Genomic DNA, 16,346 nt, shown 5'->3' on the forward strand with positions numbered 1-16,346 from the left:
GGTGCGACACAAGATCGCTGTTGCTAACAAGGAGTCAAGATGTTTCGTAGTTCCCTTCCGTCGCGCCGCCGTGCCCTCGCCGTTGCCGCCCTTGCAAGCATCACCGGCCTGCAGGCATTCGCCCCCGCATTCGCCCAGGATGCCTACCCTAGCCGCCCCATCACCGTGATCGTGCCCTTCCCGGCCGGCGGCACCACCGACATCGTGGCCCGCCTGGCCGGCCAGGCGCTTTCGCAGGAGCTCGGCCAGCCGGTGGTGATCGACAACCGTCCCGGCGCCGGCGGCAACATCGGCTCGCAGATGGTGGCGCGTGCGCCGGCCGACGGCTACACCCTGGTCATGGGCACCGTGGGCACCCATGCGATCAACCCGGCGCTCTACAAGAAGATGCCCTACGACCACCTGAAGGATTTCGCGCCGATCTCCCGCGTGGCCAATGTGCCCAACCTGCTGGTGGCCAATCCTTCGCAGCCCTACAAGACGGTCAAGGAACTGATCGCCTACGGCAAGGCCAACCCGGACACCATCAGCTTCGCCTCCTCCGGCAACGGCACCTCCATCCACCTGGCCGGCGAACTGTTCAAGACGCTCACCGGCGTGAAGATGCAGCATGTGCCCTACAAGGGCAGCGCGCCGGCCCTGGCCGACCTGATGGCGGGCCAGACCAACATCATGTTCGACAACTTGCCGTCCTCGATCTCCTTCGTGCGCAGCGGCAAGCTGCGGCCGATTGCGGTGACCACGCTCAAGCGCTCGCCCGAGCTGCCGGACGTGCCGACCATCGCCGAATCCGGCGTGCCGGGCTTCGACGCTTCTTCCTGGTTCGGCCTGCTGGCGCCGGCCGCCACGCCGCCGGCCGTGATCAAGCGCATCGACGACGCGCTGATCAAGGTGCTGGCCAATCCGGAACTGCGCAAGAAGATCATCGAGCAGGGCGGCGAGCCGGTGGGCGAGAAGCCGGAGCAGTTCGCCGCCTTCATCCGCACCGAAACCACCAAGTGGGCCAAGGTGGTGAAGGAATCGGGCGCCAGCGTCGATTAAGACCGCCCCGGCGCGGCCGCGGCCAGCGCCTGCGGCACCTGGTCCAGCGATTCGATGGCGAACTGGGCCGGGTGGCCGTCGGGCCCGATGGCGGCCACGGCCGCCGCATTCTTGGGGCACAGGCCCATGCAACTGGTGAGGACCACACGGGTCTTCATGCGCGCCTCGCGGCCTTCGCTCTTGAATTCCTGCGCCAGGTGTTTGGGCTTGAACTTCTTCGGCCCGCTGCTGCGTTTGCCGCAGGCCTTGCAGACCAGCACCATGGCGTCTAGCCGAAAGGGCAGTTCCCGGGGGGATTCGTTTTTCATGGCGGCCTTGTCGGTAAGGCTTGCATGCTGGCGCTTGCGCGCGCGCCGCGGCGCAAGACAGCAGGCGCAGGCCGGGTGGGTGCAGCCCTACAGGCTCAGGCCGGGCGGATAAAATCCCGCCCCCTCCGCGCCGCTTTCAACCAGCGGCCTTTTTTCCGAGCCACCGCATCCGCCTGACCGTCTGCCCGCATGAACATCGTCGTCAACGAAGAACTCAAAGCCTATATCGATCCCCTGACCGCCGAGGAGCACGATGCACTCGAGCGCAGCCTGCTGGCAGAAGGATGCCGCGACGCCCTGGTGCTTTGGGGCGATGTGCTGGTGGACGGCCACAACCGCTACGGCATCTGCACCAAGCACGGCCTGCCCTTCAATACCGTGCAGAACACGCGGTTCCAGAGCATGGAGGACGTGCACCTCTGGATGATCGACCAGCACCTGGGCCGCCGCAGCGTGTCCGACTTCCAGCGCGGCGTGCTGGCGCTGCGCAAGAAGGAGATCGAGTCCGAGCGCAAGACCCGCAGCCGGGCCGAGACCACCGCGCCGCAGGCTTCCGCCGCGATGGAGGCGAACGACGGCAGCGCGCCCTGGGACACCGACGGCGAGCAGCCCGCCGCCGCCGTCCCCACGCCCGCGGCCGTGCCAGCCGCGCCGGTGCTCGACACCCGCGAAGCCGTCGCCCGCGCCGCCCGCCTGAGCAGCGCGCAGGTCGCGGCCATCGAGAAGATCCAGAAGCAGGCGGCGCCCGAGCTGGTGGCCGCCGTGCGTTCGGGCACCATCTCCATCAACAACGCCGCCGTGGTGGCCAGCCTGCCGGTGGATGAGCAGGTGGCCGCCGCCGTCGCCGGCAAGGACGAACTCAAGCAGGCCGCCAAGCGGGTGCGCGATGCCAAGAAGAAGCCGCGCGAGGAAAGCGAAGCGGATTCCGCCGCGGCCGAGGACCAGGCCGCCGACATGGTGCTGGGCCTGCGCCGCCGGGTGGAAGAGCTGACCGCCGAGAACGAGGCCCTGCGCGCCGAGGTCGCCGAACTGCGCGAGATGCTCGGCTGAGCGGTTTCAGGGCCGTTGCCCGATGCTGCGCCGGCCGTGCAGCACATGCCAGGCGAAGGCGAGCAGGGTGGCGCCGCCCATGCCGGTGTGAAGCCAATGGACGGCCGGGTGCCAGGCTTCGTTTCCGTAGAGCAGCAGCAGGGCGCTGCCCGCCGCCAGGACCATCGCGCTGAGCGTCAGCGCCCCGGGCACGCGGTTGCGTCGGTGGCGCCAGGCCGCGGGCACATGCTGCGGCAGCACCAGGCCCAGCGCCACCAGGGCCAGCATGCCGCAGCTGCCGTGCAGCACCCACCAGAACACCAGGCGCGGCGGCGGCCAGCCCAGGCCGTCCAGCAGCAGCCACCAGACCAGTCCGCTGATCCCGCACAGTCCCATCACGCCGTGGATGGCGCGCCGCTGCCAGCGTGCCACGCGGCCCACCCGCAGGGCGCCGTGGTGCCCGGTCTTCACAACACCAGGCCCTGCGCGCCGAAGCGTTGCAGGCAGGACGGGCCGAGCGCGCCAGCCACCGCCAGCGCCTTGGCCAGCCCGTCGGCGACCGCGCACAGGGGCGCCAGCACGGTGAAGCTGCGCCGGTCGGCCACGGCGCAGCGGGTGAAAGGATCGACCAGGGCGCAGCGGTCCGGCCGGCCGGGCATCTCGGAGAAGTAGCGCGCCGAAGTGGCCGCCGCGCCGTCGCACAGAAGGCCGGCGAACCGCAGGCGCGCGGGCGCCCGCGGATCGCGCACATGCAGCGGGCGAGGCACCGGGCCCAGCACACGCAGGTCGCCGCCGGCATTGACCACCGCGCAACGCACGCCGGCCGCGGCCAGTGCGTCGATCGCCCGGTCGACGGCGAAGCCCTTGGCGATGCCGCCCAGGTCCAGGCAGACGGGCCGGTGCAGGCGGACCTCGCCGCGGCCGGCATCGATGCCCAGATGCTGCGCGCCGCCACCTGCCTGCGCGGCTGGCCGGCGTCCGTGCGGGGCGCCCGGCAGCATGCCCCAGGCCTGCAGCGTGCCGCCCACGCCGCAGTCGAAACAACCGCCGGTGGCGCCGTGGAGCTCCTGCGCCAGCAACAGGACCTCGGCCGTCCACCGGTCCACCGGGATCACGCTGCCGGCGCCAGCCGCGTTGATGCGCGACAGGTCGCTCGCCGGCGCATGGAAGGACATGGCATGCTCAACCCGGCCGATGGCGGCGAAGGCCTGCTCCACCGCCGCCAGCACGGCGGCCCGTGCGCCAGCTTCCTCGCAGGCCGCGCCGATCTCGACATAGGTGCCCAGGGCAGGGCGGCAGCGGCGCAGCAGCAGTTCGGGCACGGTCAACGCGCCTGCAGCACCAGCCGGTATGCCGCCAGCACCCGCTTGACGCCATCGGCCACATGCTTGGCCGACAGCGTGGCGCCGCCGATGTTCTGCACATCGCGGCCGAGCTGCAGCGGCGCCTCGACCGTCTTGCCGACAAACTGTGCCAGCCATTTCTGTTCGGCGACCTCGTAGCCATAGGACTCGCGGTATTCGAGCACCTCGACCCGCCGCACGCTGCCGTCGGCGTTGATGCCCACCGCATAGGTGACGAATTCGTGTTTGCCCACCACCTCGTCGACCACGAACCAGCTGCCGTCCGCCGTCTTCCAGATGCGGTTGCCCTGGAAGGGCAGCGATACCGAGGATGCCGCGCGCAAGACCTCCTGCTGCGCCGCGGTGAGCGCCACCGGATGGGGCGTGAGGGCCAGCGCGCCGAACATCTCCCGCTGGGCCTGTTCGACCGACACATAGATCCTGGCCTGCGCGGCGACCGGCGCCAGCGCCGCGCCCAGGGCGGCCAGCGGCAGGGCGCTGCCGGCGGGAAACCATTGCATGCGAGGGCTCCTAGTTCAGCAGATAGCCGACCTTGAGCATGATCTGGTCGCGGCCGTGGCTGTCCCAGACATGGCCGAGCGAGCAGTCGGCCGTGCCGCCGCCATAGCAGCTGCCGCCCACCTGGTGGCGCCAGGCGGCGGTCAGCCACCAGCGTTCGGCGCTGTAGTGCACGTTGGGGCCGATGAAGTTGGCGGTCTGCGTGTGCTGCTCGAAGCGGTAGCCGTCGTGGTCGGTGTGCAGCCGGCCTTCGAAGCCGGCCGACCAGCGCGGCGCGAAACGGTAGCTGGCGCCGTAGAGCAGGTCGGCCATCGAGTTGCGGATGATGCCGTTGGCCGGGTCGTATTTCTCGCGCTCCATCTCGACCAATGCGTTGGCCGCGAGGACCAGCCGGTCGTCCAGGAAATTGGACTGCAGCAGCAGCCGGAACTCCAGTGAATCCTCCAGCTTGCCCCAGGTCGGCTCGACATACAGGCCGACACCGACGGGTGAAGTCACCGGGTTGGAAATACGCCAGATCGCTTCCAGCGAGGCACCGTCGATGCCGCTGCGGCGGTAAGCGCCGCCGCTGCTGGCGGTGCCGGGCACGCCGAAGCCGGCGGTGCAGGGCGTGGTGGCGCAGACTTCGTCGCTGAGATAGTTGTCCTGCGCGCGGATCGAGAAGGCATTCAGGTAGGCGCCGATCTGAAAATCATCGCTCAGGCCGTATTCGATTTCCGTGCGGTATTGGTTCCAGTCGTATCGGCCCACCGCCTGGCGGTGCGTCATATCGACTCTTTGTTCCACTTCGGCTTTTCCCCGCGGTTGCAGGTCGAGTGAATAAAGCCAGCCGAATATGCCTTCACCAGCGAATGCCGGCGCCCCGAATGAACCGCCGGCAAAGGCCAGGACGAGAGCGGGCGCCCCGCGCCAGGCGGCCGCCGCGATGGAGGAAATCGAAATCAAGAGAACATCTCCCGTCTTGTTGGATAAGACGTGTTCTCATTCTAGGGAGCCGGATTTCGATAATGGTTTATTAAATCGAGATGCTGCGTTCTGATTTAAATATGTAGTGTCGACCGAATCGAAGCGCTCGAATCAGGCCAGGCTCGGCTGCGTCTGCACGGCCGTGAGGTAACCGACCGCCGCGCCCGAACGCTGCTTGTAGTTGGCATCGATCAGCGGACCCAGCGGACCCTTGACCTTGGCGTGGATGGCGCCCCAGTCGCCGGCATGCTGGAAGTTGCTCATCACATAGGTCCAGCCGTGGATCTCGTCGACCGCATGCAGACCGGTCGATTCGCCGCCCGAGGGGATGGACATCACACGCGCGAGCTTCTTGGTGTCGATGTTGTAGGCCCACAGGAAGTTGTTGACGTGCTGGCCGCTGTCCTCGCCGATGAAGAGGGTGCGCATCTTCTCGGAGAACTTCAGGTTGTCCGGGTTGGCGATGCGGTCGGGGTTGGCGGTGTTGCCCAGGGCGTCGGAAGCGATGTCCTCGCCCACGATCAGGGCGCGGGTGCGCACCGGCATCCATTCGCTGGCGATGGCCTGGCCGCTGGTGTCGCTCACGCCGCCGGCCAGGTCGTGGGCGAAGACGCCGCCGGCCTGCAAGGCCTTGTCCACCGTGATGTTGTGCGACTCGCGCCAGGCCGCATGGCCGCGCACCATCGAGGTCTGGATGTTCTGCAGGGCCGAATAGGCCACCTTGTCGCGCACGTTGACGGTGGTGCCTTCGAGCTTGGTGAAACCCATGCTGGCGCCCATCAGGTTGGCGTAGCGGTGGGTCTCCAGGAAGGCGGCGGCCTTCTCCATGCCGGGCTCGACCCGGATCCAGTTGGGGATGCCGTCCACGATCACCTTGGTGTAGCTCTTGTCGCCCGGATCGGTCTTGCTGACGGCCATGATGTCGCTGGGCCGCAGGGCGGTGAGGGACTCGATCTCGTCGCTGGTCGCATGGCCCAGGCGCACCCACTGCAGGGCGGCGCCGGGCGCCTGCGGGTCGAGCGAGAAGCCCGGGCCCAGCCTGGCGACGTAGAGCGTGCCGGCGGAGAGGTCCTTCTCGCGGTCGGCCACGAACACGAAGAGGCCGCCGTTGGTGTAGTCGTCGCCCATCAGCACGGTGCGCTGGTCGGGCATCACCTGCACCAGCTCGTGCGAGATGCGGCCCAGGCAGTAGTGCTTCTTCACCCGGCCGGTGCCGTCGGGGTTCACCGTGATCTCGGGCAGGTGGCCGTAGTGGTAGGGGTTGGCCACGGATGCGTCGCCGAAGGTGTTCAGGCTGTAGGCCTTGAACTGGGAGGTGGTCGCGGCGAAGGGGGCGTCGGGCTCGTACTCCTCGCTGGAGAGGTGGGTGTTCCAGGGCGAGAGGCTGGCGCCGCAGGTGATCCACAGGCCGTGGGCCGATGCCATGTCCACGTTGTGGTACTTGACCAGGCTCAGCTTGCCGGTGGCCGGGTCCTGGTCGAGCGTGAGCACGGCGATGGGCGAGGGCAGGGTGGCGTAGGTGCTCTCGCCCTTCAGGTTGCGGGTGTTGTATTCGAACTGGACGACGGCGAAGACGGTGTTGCCCTTCACGCCGGCCACCTGCGCGCCGGGGATGGTGAGCAGCGAGGTGCCGTCGGGCGAGTCGGAGAAGAACTGGCGTTCCTTGCCGGGCACCGAGCGGTCGATGATGGGCTGGCCCTTCATGTCCACATAGCCGCCGGCCAGCACCTGGCCGCCCTTGCCGTCGGGCACCAGGTCGCCGGTCACGAAGAAGGGCTGGTAGGCCAGCTGGTAGTCGCGCCGTGTGCCGTCGGCCAGCAGCACGTTCATGCTGGAGCCGACGCTGGTGGTGGCCATGGCGGCCGGGTCGGCCAGGCTGGGCGCGGCCATGCCGGTGAACTCCACCGATCGCACCCGCGCGCTGCGGTCGCCCGCCGCCGTGGCGCAGCCTTGCAGCGCGGCGCCCAGGGGCAGCAGCGGAACGCCGGTGATGAACTTCAGGGCCAGGCGGCGGGAGCGCTTGAGGGTCATCATCGTGTCGTTTTCGTCGGGTGGATCTGGCGGGGACGTGGTGGCCCCGCGCGAATGCTAGGCCGCGCGCATGACGGTTTGTTGAATGCCCGGGCCATGCTCGCTCTGCCCCAGCAGCCAGGAACGGAAGATCTGCAGCGGCTTCATGCCCGCGGCCTCTTCCGGATAGACCAGGTAGTAGCCCTTGCTGTAGCGCAGCTGCCGGCGCGACAGCCGGCGCAGCCGGCCGGCGGCCACGTGGTCCTCGGCCATGTAGCCCGGCAGCAGCACCACGCCCATGCCGGCGACGGCGGCATTGAGGGCCATCGACATGATTTCGTAGCGCGGGCCGTCGCGCCCGGCGCCGCCCGGTATGCCGTCCTGGATGAACCATTCGTCCCAGACGCCGGGCAGGGTGCCGTGCTGGATGAGCGCGGCGCGCGGCGTATCGGCATCCAGGGTCCGGCCGTGAAGCCCGGTCCAGGACGGCGCGGCGTAGGGCGACAGCACCAGCGGCAGCACGAAGTCGCAGCGCAGGCCGGGGCGCTGGCCGTCGCTGAATTCCAGCGAGGCATCGATCGGGCTGGCGCTGAAATCCACCGGCCCCACCCGGGTGCCGAGGTTGAGGGTGATCTCGCCATGCTCGCGGGTGAAATCGGGCAGGCGCGGAATCAGCCAGTACGCGCCCACCGAGGCGCCCACCGACAGCGCCAGCGCGCCGCCGCGGCCCTTGAAGGCCATGACGTTGGCGGTGGCGCGGTCTAGGCGCTGCAGCAGGGGCGCGATCTCGTCGAGGTAGTAGCGGCCGGCGTCGGTCAGGGCCAGGGCCTCGCGGCGGCGGATGAAGAGCTTCACGTCCAGCCGCTGCTCCAGCGCCTGGATCTGGCGGCTGACTGCGCCCTGGGTCAGGTGCAGCTCGTGCGCCGCGCCGGTGAAGGAGCGCAGGCGCGCGCTGGCTTCCAGGCACAGCAGGGACATGGTGGAGGGCGCTCTAAACATCGTGGTGCATGAGAAAAGCACTTGCGAGGTGCATGAATCGGGAAATACCCGCTGGGAGGCTTCGATTCAGTGCATGAGCAAATTGCATGCTAGGCCGAGGATTCGTGGTTTGCCCGAGCGGGGCCCGGCGGCCGAACATGCGCCGCATCGCAACATCACCCAAGTCGAAGAAAGGTGCAGGCCCCATGAGCTCCCATCGCCACGCCAGCGGACTGTCCCGCCGCCAAATCCTGCAGGCCCTGCCGGCCGCCGCCGCGCTCGCCGCTTCCCCGCTGGTGCGGGCCGCGGGTTATCCGGAACGGCCGATCCGCCTGGTCGTGCCCTCGGCCGCCGGCGGCTCGCCGGACGCCATCTGCCGTGTCATCGCCAATGCGCTGCAGAGCACCATGGGCGCCACCTTCGTCATCGACAACAAGCCCGGCGCCAGCGGCAACATCGGCATCGTGGACGTGGCCCATGCGGCCGGCGACGGCTACACCCTGGGTTATGCCAACGTGGGCACGCTGGCGATCAACAAGTCGCTCTTTTCCAAGCTGCCCTACGACGCCGAGAAACAGCTCGCGCCGGTCGCCCTGCTGGGCTTCGTGCAGAACGCCCTGGTGGTGCGCAAGGAGCTGGGCGTGAACAGCGTCAAGGAGCTGATCGCGCTGGCCAAGGCCAAGCCGGGCACGCTGAGCATGGGCTCGGCCGGCAGCGGCACCACCGGCCACCTGGGCGGCGAACTCTTCAAGACCATGACCGGCACCTACATCGTGCATGTGCCCTACCGCGGCAGCCCGCAGGCCATCCAGGACCTGATGGGCGGCCAGATCGACCTGATGTTCGACAACCTCAGCTCGATCGCCCCGCACATCCAGGCCGGCCGGCTCAAGGTGCTGGCGGTGACCGGCGCCAAACGCAGCCCGCTGTTCCCGGACATTCCCACCGTCGCCGAATCCGGCGTGCCGGGCTACGACGTGGTCGCCTGGGGCGGGCTGGTGGCGCCGGCCGCCATGCCCAAGGCGCTGATCGCCCAGCTCAACGGCGCGATCAACACCGCCATCGCCACGCCGTCCTGCCAGGAGAAATACGCGGCCATCGGCTTCGAGACCCTGCAGGGCCCGCCGGAAGCGCTGTTCGACCGTGCTCGGCGCGAGACGCCGATCTGGGCCGATGCGGTCAAGCGCTCCGGCGCCCAGGTGGGATGAAGGGCGGCCGATGTTCGACCTGATCATCGAAGGCGGCACCGTCATCGACGGCAGCGCCGCGCCGCGTATGCGTGCCGATGTGGGCATCACCCAGGGCCGCATCGCCGCCATCGGCGAGCTGTCGGGCAGCGCCGCCGGCCAGCGGGTGGATGCCGGCGGGCTGATCGTGGCGCCGGGTTTCATCGACGTGCACACCCACGACGACCGCCTGCTGCTGGATGCGCCGGAGGGCGCGCACCCCAAGCTTTCGCAAGGCGTGACCACGGTCGTCACCGGCAACTGCGGCATCAGCCTGGCGCCGCTGCTGGCGCGGCACACGCCCGTGCCGCCGCTGGACCTGCTGGGCGAGGACGCTTGGCGCTTCGACCGCTTCGGCGACTACCTCGATGCGCTGGAACGCTCCCGCCCGGCCACCAACGCGGCCTGCCTGGTCGGCCATTCCACGCTGCGGGTGCGCCACATGGCCGACCTCGACCGGGTGGCCACCGCCGCGGAAACCGCCCTCATGGCGGCCGACATGGCCGAGGCGATGGATGCGGGCGCGATCGGCATGTCCACCGGCCTCTACTACCCGCCGGCCCGCGCCGCCAGCGCGGAGGAGGTGATCGCCGTCGGCGCGCCGCTGACCGCGGCCGGCGGCCTGGTCGCCATGCACATCCGCGACGAGGCCGACGATATCGACGAAGCCCTGCGCGAGGCGCTGCTGATAGGCCGCCGGCTCGGGGTGGACACGGTGCTTTCCCACCACAAGCTGATCGGCCGCAACAACCATGGCCGCTCCGCCGAGACCCTGGCCTTGATCGAGGCGGCCGCGGCGGGGCAGGGCGTGTGTTTCGACTGCTATCCCTACAACGCGTCCTCCACCATGCTGCTGGCCTCGCGCATCCGGCAGTCGGACGATGTGCTGGTGACCTGGTCCCGGGCCGACCCGTCCGCCGCCGGCCGCTCGCTGTTCGAACTGGCGCGGGAGCGCGGCTGCGATCCGGTGGAACTCGCCGGGAGGCTGCAGCCGGCCGGCGCGGTGTATTTCGCGATGAGCCAGGACGATGTGAACCGCATCCTGTCGCACCCCATGGCGATGGTCGGCTCCGACGGGCTGGCCCACGATGTCAGCCCGCATCCGCGGCTGTGGGGCAGCTTCCCGCGGGTGCTGGGCCACTACGTGCGCGACCTGCGCCTGTTCTCGCTGGAGACGGCGGTGCACAAGATGACCGGGCTGAGCGCCCGCCGTTTCGGCCTGCGCGGGCGCGGCCTGCTGGCCGTCGGCCATGCGGCGGACGTGGTGCTGTTCGATGCCGCCACGGTGGCGGACCGGGCGAGCTTTGCCGAGCCGACGCTGGTCAGCGCGGGTGTCGAGGCGGTCTATGTGAACGGCTCCCTGGCCTGCAGGCGCGGCGAAACCCGCGACGTGCATGCCGGCGCCGTGCTGCGCCGCCAGAGGAACTGACCCGGCAGTTCGTTAAGCTGGCGGACTCGCCCGTTTCCCAGAGTCCGCCCCGATGCCCTTCATCAGCCTGCAGCACCTTCGCGGCATCGCCGCCTTGTTGGTGGTCTGCGTGCATCTCCAGCTCCAGCTCGAACGCATGGACTACCACGGCTGGTGGCCCTCCTGGGGCTATACCGGCGTGGACATCTTCTTCGTGCTCAGCGGCTTTTTGATGTGGCACACCACCGTGGGGCGGCAGCAGGGGCCGCTGAGCTTCTACCGCCGCCGCCTGGTGCGGATCGCGCCGCTGTACTGGCTGCTGACGAGTGTGGTGGTGGCCGTGCTGGTGGCGGCGCCGCAGCTGCTGCAGTCGGCACGGCTGGACTGGCTGAAGGTGGCCGGCTCCTATCTCTTCTTCTTCACGCCCTCGGCCGGCGGGCGGGTGGATCCGGTGCTGGTGGTGGGCTGGACGCTCAACTACGAAATGCTCTTCTACCTGGTCTACGGCGCAGCGCTGCTGCTGCCCGCGGCTTGGCGCTTTTGGGCGACCACGGCGACGATCGCGCTGCTCGTGGCCCTGGGCCTGGGCGGCTGGGCGACCAGGCCGGTGGCGCAGGCCTATACCTCCTCGATCATGCTGGAGTTCGTCTTCGGCATGGCGGTGGCCCGCTGGTGGCAGGGGGCCGTCGGGCGTGAGGGGCCGGCATGGACGGGACCCTGCCTGCTGCTGGCCGGCTTCGCGGCACTGATGGCCTTCGCCGAACACGGGCCCACCGTGCCTTCGGCGCTGGCCACCGGGCTGCCCGCCACCATGGTCGTCGCCGGCGCCCTGCTGTGGGAACGTTCCGGCCGCCTGCCGGCCTGGCGCGGGCTGCGCTGGCTGGGCGACATTTCCTACAGCGTTTACCTTTCGCATCCCATCGTGCTGTCTGCTTTCTCGCAGCTCTGGCGCCGGCTCGGGCTGCACCTGCTGCCGGGCGGCACCTGGCTGTTCGCCGTGGCGGCCGTCCTGGTCTGCGTGGCCGTCGGCGAGCTGGTCTACCGCTGGCTGGAGCTGCCGATGACGCGTCGGCTGGGGGCCTTCACCGGCGCGCGCGTGGAGCGTTCCGCAGCGCGCGAAGGCTGAGGCCGTGTATCGGCCTGATGTGGGATTTATGTCCCTCCCGTGAAAATTTGATTGATAGGAGTTCGCATTCGCAAATAGAATGCGCCCGCGTTCGAAGATGGGGGGAGGGACTCCTCGCTGGGACGTTTTTCATCAAAACACGAGGGGATTCCATTCCATGGCCAAGACTGCCGAGCCGACGTTCGGGCGCACGCCTGCCTTTACCCACCCGGAACAGGCGCTGACGCCCCTGGGCGCCATGATGCTGGCGGCTTCCGTCACCGGCTGGGCCATGCCCGCCACCGCCCAGACCCTGCCCGCCGTCACCGTGACCGAGCAGGCCGACGTGCAGGGCAAGGACGCGCTGCTGACCAAGAAGACCAATATCGGCAAGGGCACGCAGGACATTCGCGACATCCCGCAGTCGATCACCGTCATCACCGAGAAGCTGATCGACGACATCAAGCTCGACACCCTGAAGGACGCGCTGCACTACACCGCCGGCATCACCTTCGCCGCCACCGAGAACGGCACCGACCAGGACATCCGCCTGCGCGGCTTTCCCATCGCCACCACCGGCGACCTGATGATCGACGGCATGCGCGACCCCTCGCAGTACGACCGCGACACCTTCAACACCGAGCGCATCGAAGTGATGAAGGGCTCGGCCTCCATGCTCTTCGGCCGCGGCTCCACCGGCGGCGTGGTCAACCAGGTGGCCAAGAAGCCGATGCTGCTCGACCAGTCCGACGTGACCGTCTCCGCCGGCACCATGGGCTATCTGCGCACCACGGTCGACGTCAACAAGCGCCTGACCGAAACCACCGCCCTGCGCCTGAACGCCATGTACAACAAGGCCGACAACGACGGCGCCAGCATCGACAAGAACGGCATCGCGCCCAGCTACAGCTGGGGCCTGGGCACGCCGGACGAGTTCACCCTCGGCGCCTTCTACCTGAACAACAACAACGTGCCGCCGTCCGGCATCGGTTACGTGGGCGGCAAGCTGGCCCCGGTCAAGGCCGGCGCCTTCTACGGCACCGATTCCGACTACGCCGACGGCAACGCCACCTATGTGCACGGCAACTGGAAGCACCTCTTCGGCGACGGCTCCGAGCTGCGCACCCAGTTCCGCAGCGGCGTCTTCGAACGCCAGACCTGGATCACCCAGGCCCGCATCGGCACCACCAACGGCGTGGCCACCACCGCCGCCAACTTCGGCGACAACACCATCCTGACCCGCGTCGGCCTGGCACCGCGCAAGGACCGCTTCAAGAGCACCTATGTGCAGAGCGACTACAGCAAGTCGCTCGAGCTCGGCGGCATGCGCCACGAACTGCTGGCCGGCATCGACGCCGCCCACGAGCAGGCCCTGCGTTTCGGCGGCTACGGCACCGTCGGCACCAACTACGCCAAGGGCAACACCACCGTCGGCAACCCCGACGACGGCACCCGCCTGAACGTGTCGCCCACCTACCGCGGCACCGAAGGCTACAAGTCCGACGCCCTGGGCCTTTACCTGCAAGACCTGGTGCAGGTCGCCCCCATGTGGAAGGTGCTGGGCGGCGTGCGCTACGACAAGTTCGATGGCAACTACGAGCAGTACACCTACGCCAACGCCAACAGCACGGTGCGCACCGCCACCGCCTCGAACAGCTTCGACTTCTCGCCCTGGAGCTACCGCGCCGGCCTGTTGTTCCAGCCGAGCACCACCCAGTCCTACCACCTGTCCTACGGCACCTCCTTCACCACGGCCGCCGACACCTACCGCTTCACCAACGCGCAGAACGCCAACACGCCGCCGGAGAAGAGCCGGAACATCGAACTCGGTGCCAAGCTCGACTGGCTCGACGGCAACCTCTCCACCCGCGGCGCCATCTTCCGCAGCGAGAAGTTCAACGAACGCACCACCGATGCCGACTTCGGCAACATCGCCTACACCCTGTCCGGCAAGCGCCATTCGACCGGCGTGGAACTCGACGTGGTCGGCCGCATCACGCCGCAGTGGGAGGTCTACGGTTCCTTCACCTGGATTCCCGATGCCAAGATCGACGCGGCCGGCTCCGCCGCCACCGCCCAGGCCACCGTCGGCCAGCGTGTGGGCCTGACGCCCAAGCGCTCGGGCGCCCTGTGGGTCAGCTACCAGGCCAACGCCAAGTTCCGCGTGGCGCTCGGCGGCCATGGCTCCTCGGAGAACTTCGCACTGGCCGGCACCAGCGGCGCCATCTCGCCCAACGCACGTGCACCGGGCTTCATGGTTTTCGACGCCATGGCCGAGTACAAATTCACGCCCGACCTCTACGCCCAGCTCAACGTGAGCAACCTCGGCGACAAGGCCTACGGCGATGCGCTGTACCCCGGCTTCGCGGTGCTCGGCGCCAAGCGCCAGGTGCTGGCCACCATCGGCATGCGTTTCTGACCACCGCGGATATCCTGCGCCCATGCTGCTGCACGTCAAGGAAGTCCTGAGCAAGGACGAAGTGGCCCGGGCGCGGGCGATCCTGGCCGAGGCCCCCTGGGCCGACGGCCGGATCACCGCCGGCACCCAGTCCGCCCAGGCCAAGAACAACCGCCAGTTGCCGGAAGACTGCGAAGCCACCCGTGCCTGCCAGCAGCTGTTGCTGCAGGGCATGGAGCGGCATGCGCTGTTCTTCTCGGCCGCCCTGCCCAAGCAGATCTCGCCGCCGCTGTTCAACCGCTATGGGGGCGAGGCCAACGCCTTCGGCAACCATGTGGACAGCGCCGTGCGCTACATGCGCAACGGCGCGCGGGTGCGCACCGACATCTCCTGCACCCTGTTCCTCTCGGAGCCGGACGAATACGACGGCGGCGAGCTGATGATCGAGGACACCTTCGGCGAACACCGGGTGAAGCTGGCCGCCGGCGACCTGGTGCTGTATCCCGGCACCAGCGTGCACCGGGTGGAGTCGGTCACCCGCGGCGAACGCATCGCCAGCTATTTCTGGATCCAGAGCATGGTGCGCAGCGACGAGCAGCGCCGCCTGCTCTTCGACATGGACAACCATCTGCGCCGCCTGCGTTCGGACTCTTCCTTGGGCGAGGCCGACCCCTCCGTCATCGGCCTCACTTCCACCTATCACAACCTGCTGCGGATGTGGCTGGACGTCTGAACCGCGTCCCGCCCGATCTTCAGCCCGAAACCCGATCGACATGAAACGACTCCTCATCGCCCCCGCCCTGGTCCTGGCCTCGGCCGCCGCCCTGGCCCAGCACGGCAATATCCAGTGCAGCCCCGAAGCACACAAGTCCGAATGGCGCGGCCAGATGGAACTGCAGAAAACCCTGGAAGAACGCGGCTGGAAGGTGCGCCAGGTCAAGACCTACAACAGCTGCTACGAGGTCTACGGATTCGACGAGAAGGGCGCGCGGGTGGAGGTGTTCTTCCATCCCAAGACCTTCGAGAAGGTGGCGGAAGTCCCGCAGGACAAGTGAAGCCCGGCACCGTCCGCGTCTGGGACTGGCTGGTGCGTCTCACGCACTGGCTGGTGGCCGTGGGCGTGGCGCTGGCCTGGTTCACCTCCGAGGGCTCGGAGGCCTGGCACATCCGCATCGGCTACACCATCGCCGCCGCGGTCGCGGTGCGTGTGGCATGGGGTTTCATCGGCAGCCGGCATGCACGTTTCGCCGACTTCCTGCGCGGGCCGCGCGCCACGCTGGCCTATGCACGACGACTGATGGCCGGAAGGGAAGAGCGCCACCTGGGCCACAACCCGCTGGGCGGCTGGATGGCCGTGGCGCTCTGGCTGACCGTCGCCGGAACCTGCTTCACCGGCTGGCTCTACACGACCGACGCCTTCTTCGGCCTGGCCTGGCTGGACCAGCTGCACCAGCTGCTGGCCTGGACCGTGGTGGCCCTGGTGCCGCTGCATGTGGCGGGCGTGGTCTTCACCAGCCTGCGCCACCGCGAGAACCTCGTCGCCGCCATGCTGGCCGGCGACAAACGCGCCGAAGACTGATTACTTCTTCAGGCAGTCCGACATGAAGGCCTTGCGCTCGTCGCCCTTCTTGCCGGTCGCGTCGGTATTGCACATCTTCATCTTTTCCTGCTGACGCTTCTTGCCGTCGGACAGGCAGCTGCTCATGAAGGCCTTGCGTTCCTCGCCCTTCTTGCCGGTGGCTTCGGTATTGCAGGTGCCCATCAGGTTCTGCTGGGCGCTGCCGGCTGCGTGAACGCCCGAGGCCAGAAGCAGGCCGAGCAGGGAGGCGGTGATGATCTTCTTCATGTGTTGTGTGTGTTGGAGCGCGCCGGGACAGCGCCCGAAGATTGCAGCATGCGGTTACAGATAAAGCAATCCGCCTGACGGTCCCCAATACCCCACGGCTATCAACTTCGCCCAAAACGATATTGGACGGCCCAGCTACCAGGGCCAAGAATCGGCTGAGCGACGCCCG

Annotated in this window: 17 protein-coding genes; 9 read left to right on the forward strand and 8 right to left on the reverse strand. The window is 68.5% G+C overall.

All coding sequences use genetic code 11. The features are described 5' to 3' along the window. Positions 1-39: 39 nt before the first annotated feature. Positions 40-1,041, forward strand: a complete 1,002-nt coding sequence (locus GT347_RS25310) for a Bug family tripartite tricarboxylate transporter substrate binding protein (RefSeq protein ID WP_160554822.1) — start codon at positions 40-42, stop codon at positions 1,039-1,041. Here GT347_RS25310 and GT347_RS25315 read toward each other — a convergent pair. Next, positions 1,038-1,349, reverse strand: coding sequence for a (2Fe-2S) ferredoxin domain-containing protein (locus GT347_RS25315; protein WP_160554823.1), 312 nt, complete (start codon positions 1,347-1,349; stop codon positions 1,038-1,040). The genes GT347_RS25310 and GT347_RS25315 overlap by 4 nt on opposite strands. 189 nt (positions 1,350-1,538) lie before the next feature. Between GT347_RS25315 and GT347_RS25320 the strand changes: the two genes are divergently transcribed. Further along, positions 1,539-2,399 (forward strand): ParB N-terminal domain-containing protein, encoded by an 861-nt coding sequence (locus tag GT347_RS25320; protein ID WP_160554824.1) that lies wholly within the window; start codon positions 1,539-1,541, stop codon positions 2,397-2,399. A gap of 6 nt (positions 2,400-2,405) precedes the next feature. Here GT347_RS25320 and GT347_RS25325 read toward each other — a convergent pair whose 3' ends face one another. The 6 genes from GT347_RS25325 to GT347_RS25350 all read right to left on the reverse strand — a co-directional run bounded on the left by GT347_RS25325 (position 2,406) and on the right by GT347_RS25350 (position 8,194). Next, positions 2,406-2,849 carry a hypothetical protein gene (locus GT347_RS25325; protein WP_160554825.1) on the reverse strand — a complete coding sequence of 148 codons (444 nt, stop codon included), beginning with the start codon at positions 2,847-2,849 and terminating at the stop codon, positions 2,406-2,408. Beyond that, positions 2,846-3,700: an FAD:protein FMN transferase gene (locus GT347_RS25330; protein ID WP_160554826.1), complete on the reverse strand. Its 855-nt coding sequence runs from the start codon at positions 3,698-3,700 to the stop codon at positions 2,846-2,848. Before GT347_RS25330 ends, GT347_RS25325 begins: the two co-directional genes overlap by 4 nt. Positions 3,701-3,702: 2 nt before the next feature. Continuing rightward, on the reverse strand, positions 3,703-4,242 hold the full coding sequence (locus tag GT347_RS25335) for an FMN-binding protein (protein WP_160554827.1): 540 nt from the start codon (positions 4,240-4,242) through the stop codon (positions 3,703-3,705). 10 nt (positions 4,243-4,252) lie between these two features. After that, positions 4,253-5,008 carry a DUF6662 family protein gene (locus tag GT347_RS25340; RefSeq protein ID WP_229722501.1) on the reverse strand — a complete coding sequence of 252 codons (756 nt, stop codon included), beginning with the start codon at positions 5,006-5,008 and terminating at the stop codon, positions 4,253-4,255. 309 nt (positions 5,009-5,317) lie between these two features. Continuing rightward, on the reverse strand, positions 5,318-7,240 hold the full coding sequence (locus tag GT347_RS25345) for a PhoX family protein (protein WP_160554828.1): 1,923 nt from the start codon (positions 7,238-7,240) through the stop codon (positions 5,318-5,320). 54 nt (positions 7,241-7,294) lie between these two features. Next, entirely contained in the window at positions 7,295-8,194 is a 900-nt protein-coding gene (locus GT347_RS25350) for a LysR substrate-binding domain-containing protein (protein WP_160554829.1), read from the reverse strand. Between the two features lie 206 nt (positions 8,195-8,400). Here GT347_RS25350 and GT347_RS25355 point away from each other — a divergent pair, with 206 nt between their 5' ends. From GT347_RS25355 to GT347_RS25380, 7 genes are all read left to right on the forward strand, one after another. Continuing rightward, complete coding sequence (locus GT347_RS25355; protein ID WP_160554830.1) at positions 8,401-9,402, forward strand: Bug family tripartite tricarboxylate transporter substrate binding protein; 1,002 nt, start codon at positions 8,401-8,403, stop codon at positions 9,400-9,402. Positions 9,403-9,412: 10 nt separating this feature from the next. Then, complete coding sequence (locus GT347_RS25360) at positions 9,413-10,849, forward strand: N-acyl-D-amino-acid deacylase family protein (RefSeq protein WP_160554831.1); 1,437 nt, start codon at positions 9,413-9,415, stop codon at positions 10,847-10,849. A 52-nt stretch (positions 10,850-10,901) separates the two neighbouring features. Then, positions 10,902-11,954, forward strand: a complete 1,053-nt coding sequence (locus GT347_RS25365) for an acyltransferase family protein (RefSeq protein ID WP_160554832.1) — start codon at positions 10,902-10,904, stop codon at positions 11,952-11,954. 157 nt (positions 11,955-12,111) lie between these two features. Continuing rightward, positions 12,112-14,352, forward strand: coding sequence for a TonB-dependent receptor (locus GT347_RS25370; RefSeq protein ID WP_229722503.1), 2,241 nt, complete (start codon positions 12,112-12,114; stop codon positions 14,350-14,352). 22 nt (positions 14,353-14,374) lie between these two features. After that, on the forward strand, positions 14,375-15,064 hold the full coding sequence (locus tag GT347_RS25375) for a Fe2+-dependent dioxygenase (RefSeq protein ID WP_160554833.1): 690 nt from the start codon (positions 14,375-14,377) through the stop codon (positions 15,062-15,064). A 40-nt stretch (positions 15,065-15,104) separates the two neighbouring features. Next, entirely contained in the window at positions 15,105-15,386 is a 282-nt protein-coding gene (locus tag GT347_RS27760; RefSeq protein WP_229722505.1) for a PepSY domain-containing protein, read from the forward strand. Continuing rightward, entirely contained in the window at positions 15,383-15,910 is a 528-nt protein-coding gene (locus tag GT347_RS25380; protein WP_229722507.1) for a cytochrome b/b6 domain-containing protein, read from the forward strand. The genes GT347_RS27760 and GT347_RS25380 overlap by 4 nt, the downstream gene beginning before the upstream one ends. Here the strand turns inward: GT347_RS25380 and GT347_RS25385 are convergent, their stop codons facing one another. Then, positions 15,911-16,177, reverse strand: a complete 267-nt coding sequence (locus GT347_RS25385) for a PsiF family protein (RefSeq protein WP_160554835.1) — start codon at positions 16,175-16,177, stop codon at positions 15,911-15,913. Positions 16,178-16,346 lie beyond the last annotated feature (169 nt).

This window comes from Xylophilus rhododendri (assembly GCF_009906855.1).
GTDB lineage: Bacteria > Pseudomonadota > Gammaproteobacteria > Burkholderiales > Burkholderiaceae_C > Xylophilus > Xylophilus rhododendri.